Raw genomic sequence first — 22994 nt, forward strand, 5'->3', positions numbered from 1 at the left:
TCCATGAAACACGCATTATTACTGGCTTTTAGTGGGTTGATGACCCTCCCGCTGCTGGCTCAGAACCCGGCCCAGACCCGACGCACCACCCCGCCCGCACCAGCCGCCCGTACCAACCCCGCTACCCTGTTACAGGCAGGCCCTATGGTGGGGGCATCGGACATGCGCGAGGTGAAACTGTGGGTGCAAACCAAAAGCCCCGCCCGCGTGCAGATTCGGTACACCGAAGCGGGCAACCCCGGCAGCAGTCAGCTCACCGACGAGGTGAAAACCGGAAAAGAAACGGCTTTTACAGCCCACCTGCTCGCCGACAGGGTGGAACCCGGAAAAAAGTACACGTACGAACTGTTGATCGAGGGCCAGAAGGTGAGCCTGCCCTACCCGACAACGTTCCAAAGCCAACCCCTGTGGCAATTCAGAACGGACCCACCGGCTTTCCGGTTCGGCGTCGGAAGCTGCACCTACGTCAACGAACCGGACGTTGACCGGCCAGGACGGCCGTACGGAGCCAACTACGAAATTTTTGGGGCTATTGCCGGACAAAAACCCGACTTCATGCTCTGGACTGGTGATAATACGTACCTCCGCGAAGTCGACTGGAACAGCCGTACGGGCGTGCTGCGCCGGTACACCCATACTCGCTCGGTACCCGAACTCCAGCCCCTGCTGGCCGGCACCCATCACTACGCTACCTGGGATGACCACGACTACGGCCCCAACGATGCCGACCGCAGCTACTGGCTCAAGCCCGTCACGCTCGAGGCCTTCAAACTGTTCTGGGCCAACCCCAACTTTGTGTTCAACGAAGGGTGTACGGGTACTTTTATGTGGAACGACTGCCAGTTTTTTCTGATGGACGACCGCACCTTCCGGGCTCCCAACGAGATGCCCGACGGTCCTGCCAAAGATTACCTTGGCAAGCAGCAGTTCGATTGGCTGATCGACGCCCTCAGCAGCAGTCAGGCTACGTTTAAATTTGTGGTGATTGGGAATCAGGTGGTTAATCCCGCCAAAGTGGCCGAGAATTACAGCAACTACGGTCACGAGCGCGACCGGCTGTTCAAGGCCATTGCCAAGGCCAAGGTGCCGGGGGTTTTGTTTCTGACCGGCGACCGGCACCATACCATCCTGCACAAGCTCGACCGGCCCGGCACCTACCCACTGTACGACCTCACCATTTCGCCCCTGACCTCGGGCCCCGCCAAAGCCACCGACGACGAACTGAAGCTCCCAACGGCTCAGGCAGGCACCTACCTCTCGGAGCGTAATTTTGGCGTTTTGAGCGTTAGCGGCCCCCTCCGCGATCGGTCGCTGACCATTCAGGTGTTTGATACCAAAGGCACCGAAAAGTGGAGCCGGACCCTCAAGGCCTCGGAGCTAAAGTAAACCATTGTAACCCTACAGGGTTTACCTAGTGGCAGCCAATTGGTTGCCACTTTTTTTGTTATTCTACTCAATGTTAAGACAATGAATCTCCCAAAAACCCTCGGTTTGGCCACCGTCAGTCTGGTTTGGCTTACCACAACCGCCAGCGCGCAACGCGTGACCACCAACCCCACGGCCGTTCCCAATACGGTCAGTACGCCTACGTTCCAGCCCGATACCCTTCGGCCCTCACGCGAGCAGATGCTGAATGACAACACCGCCGGTCAGGACGATGCCGACCGGAAAAACCGGCGGGAACGCCGGAGAAACATGCGCCGAAACAACCGTTCAGATGTCAACTCCCGACAGAATCGGCAGGGTAGCACAACACCCGAGGGAGCCACCGGCAACTCGGGGCGGCAAGACGCGACCTACCGCGAGAGTTCGACGAGCAATGGTACGGTGAACAACAACAGCAACACCACCAATTACAACAGTAACCAGGTTACCACGGCTCCTACGGGAGTGGGCTCTAACCCGAGTGCTACCGGAGCCGCCGGCGATGTACGGCCGGGCACAGTCTCGGCGGGGAGCGCCGGGGCGGGCCGCAGCACCACAACGGAGAAAGCCACAGCAGGCGACCCCAACCTGAACCGGCCAGCCGCTACGGGTACAGGCACGGCCGTATCGAAAGCCGAAAATGCGCCAATCGTAAACACAACGGCGAGCGTGGGCCGAACCAGCGTGGGCGATTTTATAGCCGCCCAGCCCGACTACACTACGCTCCAGAACGCGTTCCAGTCGGCTCAGATCGACAAGAATCTCCGGGAGGGGCAGTCTTATACGGTGTTTGCTCCGTCTAACGCTGCCTTCAAAAAATTACCCGCAAAAATTCAGAACGTATTGCTCGAAGGGCAAAACCGGGATGCCCTGAGTACCCTTCTCTCCTACCACGTAGTGCCGGGTGTACTCGATGTGGCGGCCCTGACCCGGCAAATCGGAGCGGGCAACGGCAGTGCACAACTCAAAACCCTGAGCGGAGCAACCCTGACGGCTAAACTGGGGAGCGATGGCAAGGTGGTTTTGACCGACGAACAGGGGCACACGAGCCGGATCGATACGCCCAATCAGGTGCAGACCAACGGCGTGGTTCACGGTATCGACACCGTACTGATGCCCAAAGAAAGTTCAGTAATGTTTCGCTGATTTTTAGAGAGTTTGTCCACAGTTACATCATTATCGATTCGTTGATGGTGTGTTTGTGGACAAACTTTTATATTTGGCCGAACAACTTGATTAAATAAAGATTAATAACATGTATTCCCCCTGCACAACTATGCATGAATTTTCTTTACTTCCAGTTGTCAAAACCGTTGCGTACTTCCTTCTATACCACTAAGTCGTTGAAACGTACATCGCCCTTTGTCTCCGAGGCCGTCCTGATCGAAAAACTGAATCGACGAGACGAGCAGGCCTTCCACTGGCTGTACGATCAATATTCCCCCGCGCTTTTCGGGGTAATTCGCAAGATTGTACACGACGATGAACAGGCTCGTGACCTGTTGCAGGACGCTTTTATTAAAATCTGGAATAACCTGGATTCGTATGATGCGTCTAAAGGTAGGCTCTTCACGTGGCTGCTCAATGTAGCCCGCAATACTGCCATCGATAATTTACGTTCTGCCAAAGCCAGTAGCCGGCCTAATCCAGCCAATGCAATCCATACTGACGCGGAGAACGTATATATAGTTGACCGGCAGCACCAGACGGAACCTGAAAATATTGATCACATCGGAATGCGCGAAGTGGTCGACAAATTAAGGCCCGAACGAAAGATGCTGATCGATCTGGTGTACTTCAATGGCTACACGCATGAAGAAGCCGCCGAAGTCCTGAATTTGCCTCTGGGTACGGTGAAAACCCGGGTCCGGTCGGCACTTCAGGAGCTGAAACAGTTTTTTTCCCGATGAGCACAGCGTCCCTGTCTCACGGGGACACGACCGTGCACCCAGCAAACCGTAATGAACGTACCAAATCTAAAAGATTAATATGATGCCTTGGGGCAAGCGGGCCCAAACCTAATACCCGCCCACCCATTGCTGACTTTTTGTGATATGGATGTCTCCGAATATATAGCATCAGGAACCCTGGAATTATACGCTTTGGGCGCGGCTTCGGATCAGGAGCGCCGGGAGGTAGAATGTCTGGCGTCGATTTATCCTGAAATTCGGCAAGAGCTGGATCAGCTGACCGAAGCTATGGAACGCTATGCCCTGGTTCATAGCGTCGACCCTCCCGCCGATCTGAAAGAAGCCATTATGAGCAAGCTCTCGTTTGAGCCCGCTCCGGTCCAGGAACCCATTGTGAAACCTATGCCTGTATCAAGGCCTACCTTCCAGTTTACCTGGGTGGCGGCCGCATCGGTCGGGCTTATTCTGCTCTCGTTTGCGCTGTTTCTGGTAAACCAGCTCCGTGAAAGTCAGCAGGTTCAGACCAGTCTGCGGTCAACCAACAACAGCCTACAGGATGAAATTCGGCAGTTGCGCGATCGACAGCAGAGCGCCGATGCAGCTATTGCTCTGCTTAAGCAACCCGGTACCCGTGTTATTCAGGTTCTGGGCAACGATAAAGCCCCCAACGGTCGGTTGGCAGTGTATTGGAACGCTCAGCTCAAACAGGTAGCCGTAGAAGTTAGCTCGCTACCCAAGCTGGCCGAAAATCAGCAGTATCAGCTTTGGTCGCTGGTGGATGGAAAACCTGTAGATGCCGGTGTCTTTGAAAACCTACCGACCAACGGGCAGCTTCAACGCACCAACCGCTCTATTGGGGCAGCTGATGCCTTTGCGGTAACCATCGAACGCCGGGGTGGAAGCCCCACACCTACCCTCACAGCACTGGTAGCAGTTGGGCAGGTTGGCTAAAACTAATCAAGGGCCTTTTTCGTATATATAGTATGAATCGCATAGCCCTCTTTCTGACATATGGCGCGCTGGTAGTGAGCTCATTGGCTCACCTTTCGTGCCGCTCGAACACGGCTCAGGCTACCGACCTGAGCAAACAGGCACCCAAGGCAGACCCACCAGGCGGCCGGCGGGTGGTAAAGACCGATGCCGAGTGGAAAAAAATTCTGAAGCCCGACCAATTCTACGTGCTTCGGGAGAAAGGCACTGAGCGGGCAGGGAGCAGCTCGTTGAATGATATTCACGAGAAAGGTACGTTTGTATGTGCCGCCTGCAAGAACCCTCTGTTCTCAGCCGATGCCAAGTTTGACTCGGGTACGGGTTGGCCCAGTTTTTTCCAGCCCATTGCCAAAAACGCGGTGAAAGAAGCCAAAGATTATGCCTTTGGTATGACCCGCATCGAGATCATGTGCAGTGTGTGCGACGGTCACCTGGGTCATGTTTTCGACGACGGCCCCAAACCTACCGGTCTGCGCTACTGCATGAACGGAACCGCCATGCAGTTTGTCAAAAAACAATAGCCTGCCCAAAGTACCCTCTGGCAGAGCGTACAATTGACCAATTAGCTAGTCGGTACCACTCTCTCACGACAAATGTTTCAGATGAAGCCGGGCGAATGCCCGGCTTTTTACATAGCTGAAGGGCCATTTTACGTTATATTTGCATCCACCGTCGGGCCAGTCGGCCGGGTGATCGTAGCATTTATATTTCATCGAAATGAGGGAATTACTGGATCAGCTTCGCGCCGTCTGGGAGGCTATCGGCCTATTTTATCGCCGGACCAAGCGCAAGTTGGCCCGTCTTGTGCGCCGGGGAGCCTCGGCTACGTTGGGCGAGGAACGAACAGAGCAAGTTTACGAGCGATATAATCGGCTAAAAGAACGTCGGGAGGCCTTACGCGAGCGTCGGCGGGAAGTCGTTGGGCGGTACATTGATCGCGAAGCCGCTTATTACCCCTACCTCCGGCGGGCGTGGCACGTGTTTACGTACGGTCTGCTGGCAACCGCCCTGTATATTTTCGTTCTGGAAACCAATTTCTTATGGCTCACAGGGGAGATGCCTAGCATTGAAGAGCTAAAGAATCCGAAACTGAACCAATCGTCGGAGATTTATACCCTCGACCGGAAGCTAATCGGCAAGTTCTACACCGAAAATCGTACGCCAATCAAGTACGAGAATATTCCGAAACCCCTTATCAACGCCCTGGTTGCTACCGAAGATGCTCGTTTTTACGATCACATGGGTATTGATGTTCGGGCATTGGGGCGGGCCGCGGCCAGTTTTGGACGCGACGGCGGTGGGTCGACTATTACGCAGCAGTTGGCTAAAAACCTGTTTAAGACCCGCCGGAAAAACAATAGCGGGCTGCTGAACAAAATCCCGTTTATCCGGAAAATCATTTATAAATCGAAAGAGTGGCTCATGGCCATTAAGCTGGAGCGTAACTTTTCGAAAGACGAAATCATTACCTATTATTTCAATACGGTTGATTTTGGCAGCAACGCCTTCGGCCTGAAAACAGCCGCCCGGATTTTCTTCAACAAAGCGCCCGACAGCCTTAATGTGCAGGAAGGAGCCGTATTGGTTGGGCTTCAGAAAGCAACGACTTCGTATAACCCGTTGCGGAACCCCGACCGCTCGCGCGAGCGCCGGAATGTGGTTCTGGGTCAGATGGCAAAGTATAAGTACCTGACCAAAGCTGAGGCCGACTCAATTATGCAGTTGCCGCTCCGCACCGACTACACCCCCGAAAACCCCTATGCCGGCCCGGCGAGTTATCTCAAAAACGCCGTTATGGACTTTGTGAAGAAATGGGGCGATGAGAACGGTTATGACCTCTACACGGATGGGCTTCGGATTGTAACGACTATCGACTCGCGGATGCAAACCTATGCCGAGGAGGCAACCGCCGAGAAAATGAAGACGCTCCAGCGCACATTTGACAACCATTGGCGTGGCCGCAACCCGTGGATTGACGAAGAAGGCAACGAGATTCCGGGCTTCATTGATTCGGTGGCCAAACGAACAGATCGGTATCGCTCATTGGCTCGCCGTTTTCGCGATCAGCCCGACTCCATCAACTACTACATGAAGGAGAAGAAATTCAAGATGAAGGTCTTCGACTGGGGAGAGAAAGGCGAGCGCGAGACAGAAATGACCCCCTATGATTCCATTGCCTACTATAAACGCTTTTTGCAGGCAGGCATGGTGGCTATGGACCCTCACAACGGGCACATTCGGGCGTGGGTTGGTGGCCTCGATTACGACTATTTCAAGTACGACCATGTGAAGCAGGGCCGCCGTCAGCCGGGTTCAACCTTCAAACCGTTTGTGTACTGCGCGGCTATCGACGATGCCAATTCAAACCTGAGCCCCTGCGACCGTATCCGCGACAAGCCATTCCAAAAAGAGTATCGCGAAAACGGCGAAGACAAGGTATGGGAGCCCAAAAACTCGACCGGCTCGTTTTCGTATTCCAACATGACCCTGCGCCGGGCTATGGCCCGGTCGATCAACTCGATTACGGCCCAACTTACCGATGACATTGGTCCCGAAAAAGTGGCCGCTTACGCGCACAAACTGGGGATTAAAAGTCGGTTGGCCGCAGTGCCATCTATCGGACTGGGTTCGTCGGATGTGTCGTTGTATGAATTGGTTAACGCCTATTGTACCTTCCCCAACGGCGGGCAGCACGTAGACCCGCTCATTGTTGATAGTATCGAAGACCGCAACGGGAATCCGATTGCCAAATTTACGGCCAATCAGGAGCGGGTTATCAGCGAAGAGTCGGCGTTTCTGATGATGTTTATGCTACAGGGTGGCTTGCAGGAGCCGGGTGGCACATCGCAAAACCTCTGGTCATTCAATATCTTTAAGAACAACCATCAGATGGGTGGCAAAACCGGAACCACCTCCAATAACTCCGACGGCTGGTTTGTGGGCGTTTCCGACAAACTCGTTATTGGGGCCTGGGTTGGGGGCGACGACCGGAGTATTCACTTCCGATCCACGGATCTGGGTGAGGGTGCTAAAACAGCGTTGCCGATTGTCGGGCGGTTCCTGGAAAAGGTATACGCCGACAAAGCGTTTAAAGACCTACAGGGCCCTTTCCCGAAGCCGTCGGTACCAATTACCAAAGAGTACCTCAACTGTAGCTATGACTACGACGAGAGTGAGTCGACAGATGCGGATTCGACAGACGTAGACCCAAGCCTGCTCGATTCGACATTTACACCCACTCCGGCACCTACCCCCGAACCCGTCGCACCACCCGATACCACAGGGAGTACGGGAGGGCGCTAGCCGTAAACAAACGCATCCATCAAAAAGGGATTTGGCCACGAGCCAAATCCCTTTTTCTTTACCTGCTTTGCCCTAAAAAGCATCGGGGGAGACCCGACAGATACGGCGTCGATATGGTAAATTTGTGTAATGCCTGCCCCTTCGTCACCGATTCGCAAGATTATCCATATCGATATGGACGCCTTTTACGCGTCGGTGGAGCAACGCGACAACCCCGAACTCCGGGGCAAACCTGTTGCGGTGGGCGGTTCGCGGGCACGCGGAGTGGTAGCCGCTGCCAGTTATGAAGCGCGTACCTTCGGCGTGCGGTCGGCGATGGCATCGGTTACGGCCATCCGCAAATGCCCCGACCTCATTTTTGTAAAACCACGTTTTGAGGTTTACAAGGCCGTTTCGGCCCAAATCCGGGCGGTTTTTGCTGAATACACCCACCTGATTGAGCCGCTTTCGCTCGATGAGGCCTATCTCGACGTAACTGAAAACCGGGCCGGGCTGGCGTCAGCCACGGAGATTGCCCGGCAGATCAAAGCTAAAATTCGGGAAACCACCCAACTAACGGCTTCCGCCGGGGTTTCGTACAACAAATTTCTGGCGAAGCTCGCATCTGACCACCGCAAGCCCGATGGATTGTTTGTGATTAAGCCCGCCGATGGCCCCCGCTTTGTTGAATCCTTACCTGTGGGAACGTTTCACGGGATTGGGCGTGTAACAGCCGGTAAGATGAACGCACTCGGCATTTTTACCGGTCTCGATCTGCGGCAACAATCGGAGGAGTTTCTGACCCGGCACTTCGGCAAGGCAGGCCACCATTATTACCATATCGCACGCGGTATCGACGAGCGGGCCGTCAACCCCGACCGGGTTCGAAAATCGGTTGGCTCCGAAAACACGTTTGAAACCGACCTCTCAACCGAGCAGGCTCTCGTCGAGGGGCTTCAACCGTTGATCGACGATGTGTGGGCGTACTGCCAACATCGGCAAATTGGCGCTCGCACGGTTACGCTAAAGGTGAAATACGCCGATTTCCAGCAGATTACCCGCAGCCGAACGATATCCACTGTTCTACCCGACCGCACCACGCTCGAACGGATTTGCCAGGAACTACTCCAATCTATTCTGCCCGTCACACAGGGCGTTCGGCTATTGGGTGTATCCTTATCCACCCTTTCCGACGAAACCAGTACCCCAAACCGACAGCTCACCCTATTTTGAGGGTATTACTCCAAATACGCAGAACCGATTTGGCCGGTTAGCTTGCCTTAGCTCCTTCCTGCACACCTATTTTTCACCAAGCAGGCAATCCAAACTATAATATTAAATAATTTTCATTTATTGTTATAATTCCTCACTTACTTTTGCATCCATTGTATCTATCGAATTACTCTATACGCCAATCTGCTGAGAAGCATGACCCCAACAACCCCCTCATCCAGTATTCGAATACGTTCAGCAGAGCGCTCCTACAAACAACTCCCTGACGGTGATTTAATCCGACTGGCCCTGGCTACGGCCGATACCCGATACCTGAATACGCTATACACCCGGCAGTACAGGCCAGTTTACAACACGTGCTTATACTGGCTGAAGGACCCGGACTCCGCAGCCGACTGCACGCAGGAGGTTCTGATAAAAGTGTTCCAAAACCTTAGCTCGTTTGAACATCAGAGCAGTTTCTCGACCTGGATTAATGCCGTAACGCGCAATCATTGCACCGATATCCTACGCCGTCAGCAGCGGCAACCGGGTCACTCTAGTTTAAATGAGGCTTTTCTGGAAACCGAACCGGGCCACTGGATAGCGCCAGCCGATACAAGTGAAGACCTCTGGTTTTACCTTCGTTACCTTAAACCCGACGACCGGCAAATACTTCACCTGAAATACGAAGACGACATTAAAACGGAAGATCTGGCTAAACATCTCGGTATCACGGTGAGTGCCGCCAAGATGCGGCTCAACCGTGCCCGCACCCGCCTTAAAGCACTTTACGAACGCGTAAACATGGGTATGCCTTGACCCAAATGCCCTTTATGCAGGCAGAGAGTTCCCCTAATGGAACTCGGTTTAACGTATGCCCCTCCGCTCCCATGATTGGTTTGGCCGCACCGGTAAAGACGGCTTCATCTACCGTGCCTGGATGAAAAATCAGGGCTTCCCGCATCACCTCTTCGAAGGCAAGCCCGTCATTGGTATCTGCAATACATTTTCGGAATTTACCCCTTGTAATGCGCACTTCCGCGAACTGGCCGAAGCCGTGAAGCGGGGCGTGTGGGAAGCAGGCGGCTTTCCACTCGAATTCCCGGTTATGTCGCTCGGCGAGTGTCAGATCAAACCCACAGCGATGCTTTTCCGCAACCTGGCCAGTATGGATGTGGAGGAGAGCATTCGGGGAAACTCGATCGACGGGGTAATTCTGCTCTGCGGTTGCGACAAAACAACGCCCTCGCTTGTGATGGGTGCCTGTAGCGTCGACCTACCCACGATTGTGCTGTCGGGTGGTCCCATGCTGGCCGGCCGGTATCAGGGCCGCAAAATCGGCACGTCAGACCTGTGGCGTTTTGCGGAAGATTTCAAAACGGGCAAAATGTCGCAGAAGGAGTTTGTGGAAGCGGAAGCCTGTATGGCCCGCAGTCAGGGTCACTGCGCCGTTATGGGCACTGCCAGCACGATGGCAGCCATGGTTGAGTCGCTGGGCTTAGCACTTCCCGATAATGCAACGATTCCGGCTTCCGACTCGCGCCGGAAAGTGCTGGCGCACCTGACCGGGATGCGGGCCGTTGAGCTGGCGAAACAAAACATTAAGCCATCGGATATTCTGACGCGGCAGGCGTTCGAAAATGCCATTATGGTCAATGCCGCGCTCGGTGGTTCTACCAACTTTATTATTCACCTGATGGCTATTGCCGGCCGTATCGGGGTGGACTTGTCGCTGGATGATTTCGATACTCTGTCGGCTAAAATACCGCTATTGGCTAACCTACAGCCGTCGGGTGAACACTTTGTAGAAGACCTGTTTTACGCCGGAGGCCTACCTGCCATTATCCGGGAGTTACGATCAGTTCTCAACAACGACGCCATGACCATCAACGGGTATTCGCTTGGCGAAAACTGCGCCGAGGCACAGTGCCACGACCGTTCGGTGATTGCCAGTATCGATGAACCGTTTAAACCGGAGTCGGGTGTGGCGGTGCTTCGGGGGAACCTCTGCCCCAACGGGGCCGTCCTGAAACCATCGGCAGCAAGCCCCGAACTCATGCAGCACACAGGCCGGGCGGTGGTGTTTGAAAACATCGACGATTACAAGGCCCGCATCGACGACCCCGACCTTGATGTCGACCCCTCGTGCGTACTGGTACTCAAAAACGTAGGGCCACGCGGGTATCCGGGTATGCCCGAAGTTGGGAATATGCAGCTGCCCGCCAAAATTCTGGCGCAGGGTGTTCACGACATGGTGCGTATTTCAGACGGCCGCATGAGTGGTACTGGCTTCGGCACGGTGGTACTGCACGTGTCGCCCGAAGCCGCCGTGGGCGGAAACCTCGCCTTTGTACAGGATGGCGACCTCATCACGCTGGACGTTGAAAACCGCCGGTTGCACCTGCACGTATCGGACGAAGAGCTGGCTGGTCGGCTGGCTCGTTTCAAACCGATTGATCTGGGATACAACCGGGGTTATGTCAACCTGTACATCCGGCACGTAACGCAAGCCCACGAGGGTGCCGACCTCGACTTTCTGCGCGGCTCATCGGGCAGTGTGGTCAAACGCGATAGTCATTAATAACGAACAGTGATCAACGAACAGTGAACAGCCAACAGTAAATAGATATTTGTCAGCTGTTCATTGTTCACTGTTCATTGTTCGTTGATCACTGTCTAGAGTTGCCCCAGCAAGAGCTTGCTAGCGGGGTTAAATTTCACCTGCCCACTCAGACCATAGCGCACCCGTAAGGCACGCCCCTGATAGCTGGCCGACAGCTCTACCAGATGCCGGATCTCTACCACGTCTGTACTTGTAGGCACCCGGTTCAGCGACCACACGCTCGCGTCGTCCCACGCCCCGCTCTTGACCGTATACAACGGTATTGGCTCCTGAAATTCATAAGCACCCATATCAATACGGCCGTTCGCAAACCGGGGGTTACCGGCCAGATCGGTAGTGCCAACGGTAGCAGAAGTTGTTGCCGGGTCACCCGCATTGATAGCCGCTGATACTCCATCAAGCCTAAGATCAGTTGTTGACACGAAGGGCGATGAGCTGGTAGTCAAATTATTAGTACCTGTAAAATTAGTAACACCTGTTTCGAAGAGGCAGTAACGTGCGGTCATTGAACTACCATCTTCACTTCCCAATGCCCTATCTCCGCCATTTGCAAAAAGGACACAATTGATGAGATAGGATAGACCACTGAAACGATATACTGCCCACCCAGCATAACTACTCACGTTTCCATAAAAAGTGCAGTTCGATACAGATACACTTGTAGAAGCCGTATATATACCTCCACCGTAAATAGCTGTATTAGACTGAAATGTACTATTAATTATTGTAGAGGGACTTTTGTCTAGGTATAGTCCACCACCAAATGAAACAGTAGCAGATCCGTTATCCTTAAACACACATTGATTTATTGTCAGACTATTTTCACCAATATGCGCAACTCCGCTACCACCAGCGTTAGCTCTGTTTTCGAGGAATTTACAATTAATTAGAGCGAGGTTAGTATTCTGGCTAAACATCCCTCCTCCTAAACTGGATATAAAGTTAATAGCGAGATTACCTGAGAAAACACAATTGGATAGGGTCAATCGGCAATTGGTATTGTACATCCCTGCTCCGCGCCCTGAGTTTCTTATGAAGGAGCAGTTTGCATAGTTTATGTTACTATTTAAATTATAAATACCACCCCCGATAGACGCCGAGTTACTTTGAAACACACAGTTTGTGATAGTAGGTGCCACATTCACATTATACATACCACCGCCATACGTAAACTCTCCACTTCCATTTGCATTACCACCCGTAACTACAAACCCATCCAATACCGCTGTATTATTCAGACTCAAGCTCGCAGGATTATTGATAACGTGGAAGCTATTATCGGTGTTACTACCCTCCTGACCAATATCCCCGCTCAGGGTAGTTGTAAAGCTGCCGGGGTTACGACTGGCGAAAAGGGGATCACCCGAAGCCGAAAAACCGCCGTAAATGGCCACCCCGTTTTTCATGCTAAAACTAACCGTTCGGGCCGTTGTGCTAGTTGGCTTATACGTACCAGCAGCTACCCAGACCTGCTGCGTCCCGACGGCATCGATCATTTGCTGCAAATCGGCCGAGGCATTGGCCCAACTACTGCCGTCGCCCCGACCAACTGCTACCGCTCGCACGTACCGGATAGGCTGTGCCAACACGGCCAATGTGTAAACCGGGCTGGTAGGCACACAACCTCTGGCGTTCACGATTTGTACCGACAACGAAAAGCTACCCGCTTGTGTAGGCGTGCCACTCAGCGTTCCCGATACTGACAGGTTTAGGCCAGGGGGTAAACTCCCGCTCAACATGGAATAATTGTAAGGGCCGCTGTCTCCGCCTGTTGTTACAAAAGTTTGGCTAAACGGAATCCCCTGAATGGCCGTACTGACAATTGGAGTGCTGACCGTGAGCAGGTCTCCCTGATACTCGTACGCCCCAAGATCAATCGGGCCACCATTGTACCGACGACTATTTTCAGCCAAATCCGACATAGGTCCACCAGCAGTTGTATAAGCCCCGCTATTACCCGCATTAATTGCGGGCGAACAATCATTAAGTCGCAGATCAGTTGCTGATAAAAAGGGGAAAGTAGTGGTCGTGATGTTATTAGTACCGGTGAAACTGGTCACGCCGGTTTGTATCAACGAATATTGAACAGTTGTTACACTTCCGCTCTCATTACTAATTACGTCACCTACGCCTGAATCAAACAAAATGCAGTTGGTCAAGGTCGGCATACTGTTGAAACTGGCTAATGAAAGACCTCTAGTACTGGCTGTGTTTCCCTGAAAACTACAATTTATCAGTACAGGGCTACTGTCTGTATTCCCGAGCCCCCCACCTCGGCTTGCCGAGTTCCCCCGCAGTATCGCATTGATTACAGTTGGGCTACTTCGAAAATTAAATATTCCTGCACCCGTTTGAGCTGAGTTTATTATAAAGCTACAATTAGTAAATGTAGGGCTACAATTTGAATTGGTCAGCCCTCCTCCGGCAGACAAAGCTAGGTTACCCTGAAAAAGACAGTTGGACACAGTGGGGGTACTACCCTCATTGTACATTCCTCCGCCAAACCCCTGAGTGGCCGTGTTACCAATGAATACGCAACTTTGTATTGTTGGGTTACTGGTTATGTTATAAATACCCCCACCACCATTAATCGACTGATTCTCCAGGAACGTAATATTTGTCAATGCAGGGCTGGAAGCTTCATTATAGATTCCGCCACCATACACCTGAGACAAATTACCCCGGAAGTGGCAGTTGGTCAGCGTTGGGTTACTATTTACATTATACACACCACCGCCCCCAAATGTCTGACCTAAGTTTTCCTGAAAGAGGCAGCTGGTCAGAATTGGATTGCTATTAGAATTGTACATCCCGCCCCCCCCATCAAAAGCAGAATTGCCAGAAAACACACAATTAGCAACCGATGGGCTGCTCCGACTATTGTATATTCCAGCCCCAAACGTATCATTAGTAACGTTTGCATTCGCCCCAGCAATAACAAAACCATCCAAAATGGCAGTACTGTTGAGATTGAAACCCACATTTTTGATTACGTGATAGGAGTTATCTGATGTTAGGGTCGTAGCAAGAGCACCAGATAGGGTTGTACTCGAAGGTTGACCCGTAATAGGGTTAACTGACGGCCGCTGGTTCAGTGCTGTTTCGGTACCGGTAAAGCCACCATAAATGGCCACATTATTGCGCATCTGAAAACTTAGACTCCGATTGGTGTTAGCCGCTCCACCAGGCTTGTAAACCCCTGCTGCTACCCAGACCTGTCCCCCTGTAGCAGTCAGTGAATTTATGGCGCTTTGCAGATCAGCGGTGGCAGTAGCCCAACTACTTCCACTGCCAGTACCACCCACTTTTACGTAGCGGATTGTCTGCGCCCTAACCCAGCCACTACTGATTAGACTGATGCTAAAAACAACCGTAAACACCCAATGGGTTACCCGGCCGGAGACTTGTACACGTGCTCTCATAAAGTTGTGTATTAAAAACAGGGGGAAACTTCAGTTTCAGCGGTGAATGGTCAAGCATTAATCAGGGCCCATTATCCAGCTACACAAAACAAAGTCCACGCCGTCGACAAGCCTAAATTTGGCCGTGGACAAAGCGTGGACACGTACTTAAATCCCTGATTAGCAAGCTACTTTAACATATCGCATTCTGATCAATTACCTCCCGCTGGGCAACTCCCCAACACGACTACCCGATAACTGGTACTTCGCCGTAGGTTTCCTAACTCCAGCCGGGGGCCAGTTTCGCCCGAGAGCAGTAACGCTCCGCTGTACCACTGATAACTGAAGGGGCCAGTACCTTGAACTCGGGCTTCGAGTACAACCCCGTCTCCCACACATACGCGATCGCGGCTGGCGGCTAACGACACCAGTAAGGCATCGCTCCCGGCACCACGCTCGCAGAAGGCATCGAAATCGCCCCCATTGGGCAACCCTGCATTTCCGGCAAAGCTTTTTGTAGACAAGCTGCATAAAGCCGTCAACGAAGCCGGAAAACAGCCCTGCAACTGATTATTGCTCAGGTTAAGGTGTTGCAACTGGGTTAATCCGGGCAAGCTGGCGGGCAACAAGCCCACCAAACCATTGGCCGACAAGCTTAGGCTTACCACCCGACCGTTCTGGCAGCTCACTCCATACCAGCCTGAGCAAGGATCACAACTTGCCAGCCATCCCGTTCGGTTAAGCCAGGCCATTCCGTTGGTAGCCCGGTACAAATCGGCCAAAGGGGCATAATCAGGATGTTGCTCCAGCACGGTGACCCGGCTAATCTGTGTCAACTGCGTACCTGTTGATGTCCCAACGATGATCGTAAATGTGGTTGTACTGGAAGGTGAGACCGTAAAAATACCCGTAGCATTGCTTAGCCCGGTGTTGAGCAACGTGTACGAAACTCCGCCCGTAGCCGTCAGGCTGACACTCTGCCCAGCGCAAACGGAGACATCATTCAGACCGGTAACTTCCAGATTGAATCCGTTGGAGGTTAGGCTCGAACATCCGTCGGTCACTACGGCACTGTAATTACCCGCATCCGTGGGCTGCACATTACTCAGGCTCAGGGTAGTAGACGTTTGTTCGATTAGCAACGTGCCCCCTTTGTACCATTGAACCGAGATAGGCCCGCCCCCCGTCACGCTGATACTGGTTGTTGCGACACCGCCCGGCGGTACAACCGTACCGGCCGCCGGTTGACTGACAATGGCGAGAGGTTGTTGTACGCCCCCCTGAAACTCAAAGGCTCCTGCATCAATACGCCCCCCCACGAAACGCGGATTCCCGGCAAAATCCGTCGTGCCAACGGTAGCGGTCGTAGTGGCTGGATCGCCCGCATTGATCGCTGGTGAACAGGCGGATAATTCGGCACTGCTGGTTGAAGCAAAGGGAGACGTTGACGAGACGATGTTGTTAGCCCCACTAATACCCGCCATTTCTCCATTTTCAAGAACGCAATAGCTCGCCGTTAGAATATCGCTGACAAAGGGGCTTTGCCCTTTGTTACCGCCGAAAACGCAATTTTCCAATGCGACCGGAAATCGTCCAACACCAATGTAGTTTTCGGTATAATTTCCCTGAAACGAGCAGTTGATAAACTTTCCCGAGGTGCTATTACCAGCGGTGAAAATTTTCCCATAGATGCCACCTCGATTATTGGTAAATACACAATTGGTGAATGAAGCGTTTTTATCGCCTGAGCCTCCGCGAAAAGAGCCTCCGTCAAATACACCCGCAAATTGGTCAGAGGAGTTTTCGGTGAATAAACTATTTGACACCTTCAGATCGCCCAAGCTCCATATTGCTCCGGCTACCGAACCCTCATTTTTTTCGAAGCGGCATTTATCAACCGTAACTTCCCCAGAATGAAATAGAGTACCCTGCGACTTGATCCTCAGAAATAAACTGTTTGTGACGCGGCCCCGTGAAATAGCAACGGATTCGAGGTCGCTGGGCGTGCTCCCCAAATCAATAAACTGAGAGTTACTAATCTGTATGTATGCCCCCTGAAATAGAAGCCCGGCATAATTACCTGTATTCTTTCGAAAGACACAGCTATCGATTGTGGCGGTACCATTGCTGAAGACAGTCCCTTCGCTGGTGAAAACATTCGCATGCTCTTCGAACAGAGATTTCGAGATTAATACGGTCCCATCACCGAAAAAAATGGCCGCGCCTTGACTGGTAGCGTTATTAGCCCGGAAAACCGAGTTTTCTACCACTAACTGGTCACTATCCGTGTGGATCGCTCCGCCGTACTTAGCCCTATTATTGACAAAAACGCACTCGCGAATCAAAGCGCCACTTCGTCCCCCGTTACCAGCCTTGTTGTAAATGGCTCCTCCCTTTCCGTTAAAGACGGTGTTGTTGACAAACCAGCACTTGCGAATCTGCGGCAAACACACATTACCAGTCCCAGAACCGTCGTTGGTTATGCCGGCCCCATTGCCAATGTCGGCACCGTTGCTGATAGTGGTATTATCGGCGAGGACAAATCCATCCAGAATAGCCGTTTCGGTCAGGCCCGGTCCATTGCTGATAATAGATTGACCATTGCCCAACAAGGTAGTTGACGAGGGCGTCGTCAGGTTAATAGCCGGGCGCTGATTCGGTTCAGTTTCCGTCCCGATAAAGCCGCCATACACAACTACGTTCGGTCGCATAGCAAAACTGGTTCCGGCCGCCGGGCGGTATGAGCCACCAGCCACCCATATTTCGCGCAGAGCTTCGCACGGATACGCCAAAGCTGCCTGCAAATTGGTGAACGCATCGGCCCAGCTCAAACCCGTGCTGGCCCCCGTAGCCGACGCATTCACGTACAAACGAGTAGCCGACGGAGGACTCAGTTGCACTTCATACGCCCCAATATCAATCCGTCCGTCCACAATCCGTGGATTGCCGAAACCATCCGTGGTACCCACCGCTTCAACAGTAGTCGCTGGGTCACCCGCGTTGAGCGCTTGCGAGCATACATTAACGAGTTTGGTACTCGTTGCCGATTCAAAAGGCGAGTAAGACGACACCACATTACCAACACCACTGTAGTTGGTCTCGTTTTTCCTAAACAGGCAATAATTGGCCGTTATGGCACTTTGCAGTATGGGCCGTTCAAACGTATCCCACAGCAAACAATTGGTCAGTTGTAGGCGGGTTTTCACCTCCTCGTTGTACACAGTACCCCCATTCTGCATCGAACAGTTGAGCAACGTAAGTTGGCTACCAGCCGTATAGAGGGCATTGTAAACAGCCCCTCCTTTTTCAACTGCTCCATTGTTGACAAACGAGCAGTTCACCAACTGTGTATTACTAAAGCCGTTCTGGGGGGCATAATTCGATAATGCCCCCCCGACTGATGAAGCCCCGTTGCCCTCGAACAGGCAGTTCACAAAAATTGGACTACTGGTGCCGCCGTTGCTGGCGTCATTACAAACCGCTCCACCGTTGACAGCCCGGTTGTCCACAAACCAGCAATTCCGAACGGTCGGGCTACAAACCTGTCCGCTACCAGCTCCCTGGATGTAGAGTCCTCCGCCGAATCCTCCAGCCAGTCCGATTCCGAGAATATTGGAAGTACCTCGTGTGATGACAAACCCATCCAGCACATCGGACTGACTTAGACCTGTCTGTCCGACAACAACGTGATAGCTATTATCATTAAAGGCGTTAGCCGTAGTATTTCCTGTAAGGCCAATATCTCCCGATAGTGTTGTGCTGGATGGCGACGATAGATTAGCAACTGGCCGCTGACTCAGGTCCGTTTCGGTGCCATTGAACCCACCGTACAGCCTCATTCCCGGTCTAAATACAAAGCTTACATTCCGATTTGTACTGGTTGTAGGTTTATAGACACCACCCGCGACCCAAATCTCGGCAGCGCTGATCTGCGCATTAGTGAGTGCTGTTTGCAAATCGGTATAAGCATCCTGCCAGCTCAGGCCCGTATTGGCTCCGCTGGCATTGGCCCGTACATATAATCTGGAGACTACCACCGACAGGCTAAATGCTGTAGACGTCACACTGTTACAGGCACTGCTGACCACCACCCGGTAAATGCCCCCGTCGGTAGGCTGCACATTCGTCAGGCTCAGCGTAGCCGAGGTTTGATCCCCAACAATCTGACCGTTTCTGAACCACTGGTACGTGTAGGGACCGGTGCCGCTCACACTTACGCTGGCTGTTACTACAGCGCCTAAGCTCACCAATGTACCGGCCATCGGTTGACTGGTAATACCAACTACTTGCTGAGGAGCACTCTGGAATTCGAAGGCACCCATATCAAGTTGGGTACCAAACAGGCGCGCATTACCAGCCAGATCCAGGCTACCCACCGTAGCCAATGGGGTGGCCGGGTCGCCGGCATTAACGGCTGGTGAACAGCCCGTAATCTGCGTACTGGTGGGTGAGACAAAAGGCGAAACCGTAGCAATGATGTTATTGGAGCCCTCGTACGGAAAAATCGGCACTTCGAGCAGACTGTAGTTAACGGTAACATTACCATTGAAAGTAAACGCACGGCCATTCCCTACCAAGCCGTTACTCCAGAGTACACAGTTGGTCAGTAGCGCCGTACCGGCATTCGTTACGGCACCCCCATCGGCAGCCTGATTACGGTGGAACGAGCAGTTGAGAAAAGCGACAGACGAGGCCACCGTATTAAAAAAAGCGCCCCCATTTTCCACGGCCCGATTATCAAAAAACGAGCAGTTCACAAACTGGGCGTTCCCTCCATTGAACACAGCACCCCCATTCAAGCCACCGTTATTACTATTGAACCAGCTGTTCTGAACGACAAGACTGCCGCCCTCAACGCAAATGCCCCCTCCTTGCTCACGAGCCGAAAGACCCACAAACGCACAGTTACGAACAGTCAGGCTCATACCGGCACTATACACACCGCCCCCTCTGTCGAACTGATTCGTTTCATTACCGTTGGCATTGCCACCTGTAAGCACAAAACCATCGAGCACAGCCATAGCCACTGACCCGGTGGGGGTTGTAACCACATGGTAGCTGTTATCCGCCGTATTGCCTGACTGGCCAATATCGCCGGAAAGGGTAGTTGCCGACGGTGCTGAAATATGGATGGCCGGACGCTCACTCAGCCGGGTTTCGGTGCCTGTAAAACCGCCATATACAGCCACATTAGGCTTCATGACGAAGCCCCGACTACGGTCCGAACCATTTGTTGGTTTATAGAGCCCGGCGGCTACCCATATCTCAACTAAATCAGTATCATCCGAATAATTGAGAGCCGATTGCAGATCGGTGAAGGCATCCTGCCAACTGAGCCCCGTGTTGGCCCCGGACGCATTGGCTCGCACGTACAAACGAGTAGGCGGTCCTTCGACCTGTAACGTAAAGGCCGTAGATGTTACACTTTGACAGCCACTCGTCAGTACAGCTACATACGTGCCCGAACTACCCGATCGTACATTGGTCAGGCTCAGCATGGCCGACGTTTGTCCGGTAACCGGCTGGCCATCCTTATACCACTGGTAACTAATCGGGTTGCCACTCACCGCGCTGACGCTGGCCATCACGCTGGCCCCAGCCTGTACGCTCGATGTTGCAACAGGCTGGCTTGTGATCGACAGCACCGGTAACGTTCTGACGACACCAATGCGCACCAACGCCGAACTGCTGACGGTACCATTGGTAGCCATCAGCGTAAACAAGGCCGACGAGGCTCCGCAAGCAGCCGCCAGGTTCGCCTGAATAGTACCATTGGTATTCACCAGATCAGTTACGGATACACCGTTGAGCGTAGCCGATGTACTACCATTTATGGTCACGGTCAGATTCGCCGGGCTTGTGGTTGTTACCGCAGCCAGCGTCCGATTAACCACACTCCCGCCCTCCGGCACGCTGAGTAGTAACGGCTCTACCGGGGTGATGGTAATCGCAACGGGCATATCTACCGCATTGACCGAGAGGCTAAACGTGTTGGAAGTCAGACTTACACAACCGGCTGTGGCTACTGCATAGTAAGTACCAGTCGCACTGGCTTGCACATTCGTTAGGGTCAAGGTAGACGAGCCCTGCCCGCGCAACGCGGTACTGCCCCGGTACCATTGGTACGTGGGTGGGTCGCCCGCCCGAATCTCGAAGCTGGTGGTCACCGTGGCGCCCGGCTGTACAAGAGAGTACGAAGCTGGCTCTTCGAGGATAAGTGGAACAACCGACGGAATGAGGCCAACTTGTATGGTTTCGGATCGGCTATAGATGCCATCAGTAACGTGCAGGATAAACATAGCCGGGATAGCCCCGCAAGTGGCGGTGATGTCAGCCGTGATGGTACCGCTGTTGTTAATGACGCCAGAGATTGTCACGCCGTTGTTAGTGACTGAGGAGCCCCCATTGAGGGTGGCTGTCAGGCTGGCGGGATCACTACTAATGCGGGTAAGCGTAGCCAGAGTGGTAGTTTGGGCAGCAATACCCCGCCTGGCAAAAACAGACGCGGGTATGATGGAAAAGGGCTCCGTAACCGACAAACTAAAGGCAGTTGACGTCAGGCTATTACAGGCATTTGTACCAACAACTACGTACTTACCCGCATCAGTGGGTTGCACGTTTGTCAAGGATAGCGTGGCTGAGTTTTGTCCGCTTACCAGCTCTGTGTTTTTGTACCATTGATAGGAGATCGGTGTGGTACCGCTGGCGCTCAAACCGGCCGTTACCACGCTACCGGCAAGCACAGATGTACCGGGCAGTGGTTGCGTAATGATTGTAACGGGTTGCCGGGCTGTTCCCTGAAACTCAACGGCTCCCATATCAATACGGGTACCAGCAATACGGGGGTTACCGACCAGATCTATATTACCTACGTTACTCGGCACAGGACTGCCTGCGTTGATGGCGGGCGAACACGCGTTTAGGGCGATACCCGTAGCAGAAACAAAGGGAGATACAGTGGTCGTCAGGTTGGTGGGGTCACTAGTATAGCCCGTTACAGTGTCGTCAAAAAGACAGTAGACCGCTTCAGCCGAACCGTTACTATTGATGATCGTATTCGGGCCTCCATTTCCGAACACCACGCAATTTGAAAGATAAGTGGTGCTGCGGTCATTAAAGATCACTCCCTGACCAGCCCCCCCCTGATTACTGCGTAGCGTACAGTTCATCAATGCAGGGCTACAATCATCTGTGCTAAAAATAGCTCCTCCTTCATTCTCTGACCGATTTCCCTCCAAACTACAGTTCGTCAGAATCGGGCTACTATTATTCCTATTAAACATAGCTCCACCATAACTACCAGCCAGATTATTTTGCAGGATACAATTAGTAAGAATGGGGGCTGATGAAATTTCGTTACAGATGGCTCCACCAAAAAAAGCGTTATTGGCTTGTAGCATACAATTCAGCAGTCCTGGAGAACTATTATTTCCATTGTAGATACCCCCTCCCGCATAGTACGCTTGATTATTCTGTATACTACAGTTGGTTAGACTGGGACTACCCTGATCATTATAAATGGCACCTCCAGCATCAGCACCAAGTGATTCAGCGAACACGGCATTTCCCCCAGTGATCACAAATCCATCGAGAATAGCAGTTCGGCTGATTCTGCTGTTTTTAATGACATGATAACTATTATTGGCCAACGTACCATCTCCGTCAATATCGCCCGATAACGTCGTGCTGGATGGTTGCCCAAGCACCGGATTGATTTGAGGGCGAGCAGCGAAAGTTTGTTCATTGCCAACAAAGCCCCCGTAGATCTTTACCCCATCTTTCATCGAGAAGCTCACGCCTGGATTTGTACTGCTGGTCGGTTTGTAGACACCAGCCGCTACCCAAACCTGATCGTTGGCACTGCTGGCGTTGATCATAGCCTGCAAGTCCCCGCTGGCATTGGCCCAGCTGCTACCGCTACCATTGCCACTGGCTGTCGCTTTCACATAGCGAATCGTCTGGGCTTGCCCCGTCAATGGAATACCAAACAGCAGGATGATGAGTAGTCGAAAACAGAATAGGAAAATGTGCTTCATAAGGCAGAGCTTAACGGAGTGATATGGTTTTGATGAAGAGTTGCTGAACCATACAAAACAAAGTCCACGCCGTCGACAAGCCTAAATTTGGCCGTGGACAAAGCGTGGACAT

At 52.7% G+C, this 22994-nt stretch carries 11 protein-coding genes; 9 read left to right on the plus strand and 2 right to left on the minus strand.

Annotated features, from left to right (window positions below):
• Positions 1-3: 3 nt before the first annotated feature.
• The 9 genes from F5984_RS09870 to F5984_RS09910 all read left to right on the plus strand — a co-directional run bounded on the left by F5984_RS09870 (position 4) and on the right by F5984_RS09910 (position 11403).
• Positions 4-1386: an alkaline phosphatase D family protein gene (locus F5984_RS09870; protein ID WP_246168894.1), complete on the plus strand. Its 1383-nt coding sequence runs from the start codon at positions 4-6 to the stop codon at positions 1384-1386.
• 81 nt (positions 1387-1467) lie between these two features.
• The gene (locus F5984_RS09875) at positions 1468-2571 is read left to right on the plus strand and encodes a fasciclin domain-containing protein (protein ID WP_152124096.1); all 1104 of its coding nucleotides are present in this window, start codon (positions 1468-1470) and stop codon (positions 2569-2571) included.
• 197 nt (positions 2572-2768) lie between these two features.
• On the plus strand, positions 2769-3335 hold the full coding sequence (locus tag F5984_RS09880) for an RNA polymerase sigma factor (protein WP_152124097.1): 567 nt from the start codon (positions 2769-2771) through the stop codon (positions 3333-3335).
• Positions 3336-3479: 144 nt separating this feature from the next.
• A complete protein-coding gene (locus F5984_RS09885; RefSeq protein ID WP_185155473.1) occupies positions 3480-4286 on the plus strand; it encodes an anti-sigma factor in 807 nt (268 codons plus the stop codon).
• Between the two features lie 32 nt (positions 4287-4318).
• On the plus strand, positions 4319-4846 hold the full coding sequence (gene msrB / locus F5984_RS09890; protein ID WP_152124098.1) for a peptide-methionine (R)-S-oxide reductase MsrB: 528 nt from the start codon (positions 4319-4321) through the stop codon (positions 4844-4846).
• A 196-nt stretch (positions 4847-5042) separates the two neighbouring features.
• Positions 5043-7628: a penicillin-binding protein 1A gene (locus F5984_RS09895; RefSeq protein ID WP_152124099.1), complete on the plus strand. Its 2586-nt coding sequence runs from the start codon at positions 5043-5045 to the stop codon at positions 7626-7628.
• A gap of 129 nt (positions 7629-7757) precedes the next feature.
• Positions 7758-8840: a DNA polymerase IV gene (gene dinB / locus F5984_RS09900; RefSeq protein WP_152124100.1), complete on the plus strand. Its 1083-nt coding sequence runs from the start codon at positions 7758-7760 to the stop codon at positions 8838-8840.
• Positions 8841-9035: 195 nt separating this feature from the next.
• The gene (locus F5984_RS09905; RefSeq protein WP_152124101.1) at positions 9036-9641 is read left to right on the plus strand and encodes an RNA polymerase sigma factor; all 606 of its coding nucleotides are present in this window, start codon (positions 9036-9038) and stop codon (positions 9639-9641) included.
• 55 nt (positions 9642-9696) lie between these two features.
• Positions 9697-11403: an IlvD/Edd family dehydratase gene (locus F5984_RS09910; RefSeq protein WP_019990469.1), complete on the plus strand. Its 1707-nt coding sequence runs from the start codon at positions 9697-9699 to the stop codon at positions 11401-11403.
• A 95-nt stretch (positions 11404-11498) separates the two neighbouring features.
• On the opposite strand, the gene F5984_RS09915 is transcribed toward F5984_RS09910, so the two are convergent.
• Together F5984_RS09915 and F5984_RS09920 are read right to left on the minus strand one after the other, a co-directional pair.
• Positions 11499-14591 carry a right-handed parallel beta-helix repeat-containing protein gene (locus tag F5984_RS09915; protein ID WP_185155474.1) on the minus strand — a complete coding sequence of 1031 codons (3093 nt, stop codon included), beginning with the start codon at positions 14589-14591 and terminating at the stop codon, positions 11499-11501.
• A 467-nt stretch (positions 14592-15058) separates the two neighbouring features.
• Complete coding sequence (locus F5984_RS09920; protein ID WP_152124103.1) at positions 15059-22882, minus strand: choice-of-anchor Q domain-containing protein; 7824 nt, start codon at positions 22880-22882, stop codon at positions 15059-15061.
• Positions 22883-22994 lie beyond the last annotated feature (112 nt).

This window comes from Rudanella paleaurantiibacter (assembly GCF_009184635.1).
In the GTDB taxonomy this organism is placed as follows: Bacteria; Bacteroidota; Bacteroidia; order Cytophagales; family Spirosomataceae; genus Rudanella; species Rudanella paleaurantiibacter.

Bases quoted from the DNA above. Each gene is read 5' to 3' on its own strand.
- F5984_RS09870 (WP_246168894.1), top strand. From the start codon at position 4: ATGAAACACGCATTATTACTGGCTTTTAGTGGGTTGATGACCCTCCCG.
- F5984_RS09885 (WP_185155473.1), top strand. From the start codon at position 3,480: ATGGATGTCTCCGAATATATAGCATCAGGAACCCTGGAATTATACGCT.
- msrB (WP_152124098.1), top strand. From the start codon at position 4,319: ATGAATCGCATAGCCCTCTTTCTGACATATGGCGCGCTGGTAGTGAGC.
- F5984_RS09910 (WP_019990469.1), top strand. From the start codon at position 9,697: ATGCCCCTCCGCTCCCATGATTGGTTTGGCCGCACCGGTAAAGACGGC.
- dinB (WP_152124100.1), top strand. From the start codon at position 7,758: ATGCCTGCCCCTTCGTCACCGATTCGCAAGATTATCCATATCGATATG.
- F5984_RS09895 (WP_152124099.1), top strand. From the start codon at position 5,043: ATGAGGGAATTACTGGATCAGCTTCGCGCCGTCTGGGAGGCTATCGGC.
- F5984_RS09920 (WP_152124103.1), bottom strand. From the start codon at position 22,882: ATGAAGCACATTTTCCTATTCTGTTTTCGACTACTCATCATCCTGCTG.
- F5984_RS09905 (WP_152124101.1), top strand. From the start codon at position 9,036: ATGACCCCAACAACCCCCTCATCCAGTATTCGAATACGTTCAGCAGAG.
- F5984_RS09875 (WP_152124096.1), top strand. From the start codon at position 1,468: ATGAATCTCCCAAAAACCCTCGGTTTGGCCACCGTCAGTCTGGTTTGG.
- F5984_RS09915 (WP_185155474.1), bottom strand. From the start codon at position 14,591: ATGCGCAATAATGTGGCCATTTATGGTGGCTTTACCGGTACCGAAACA.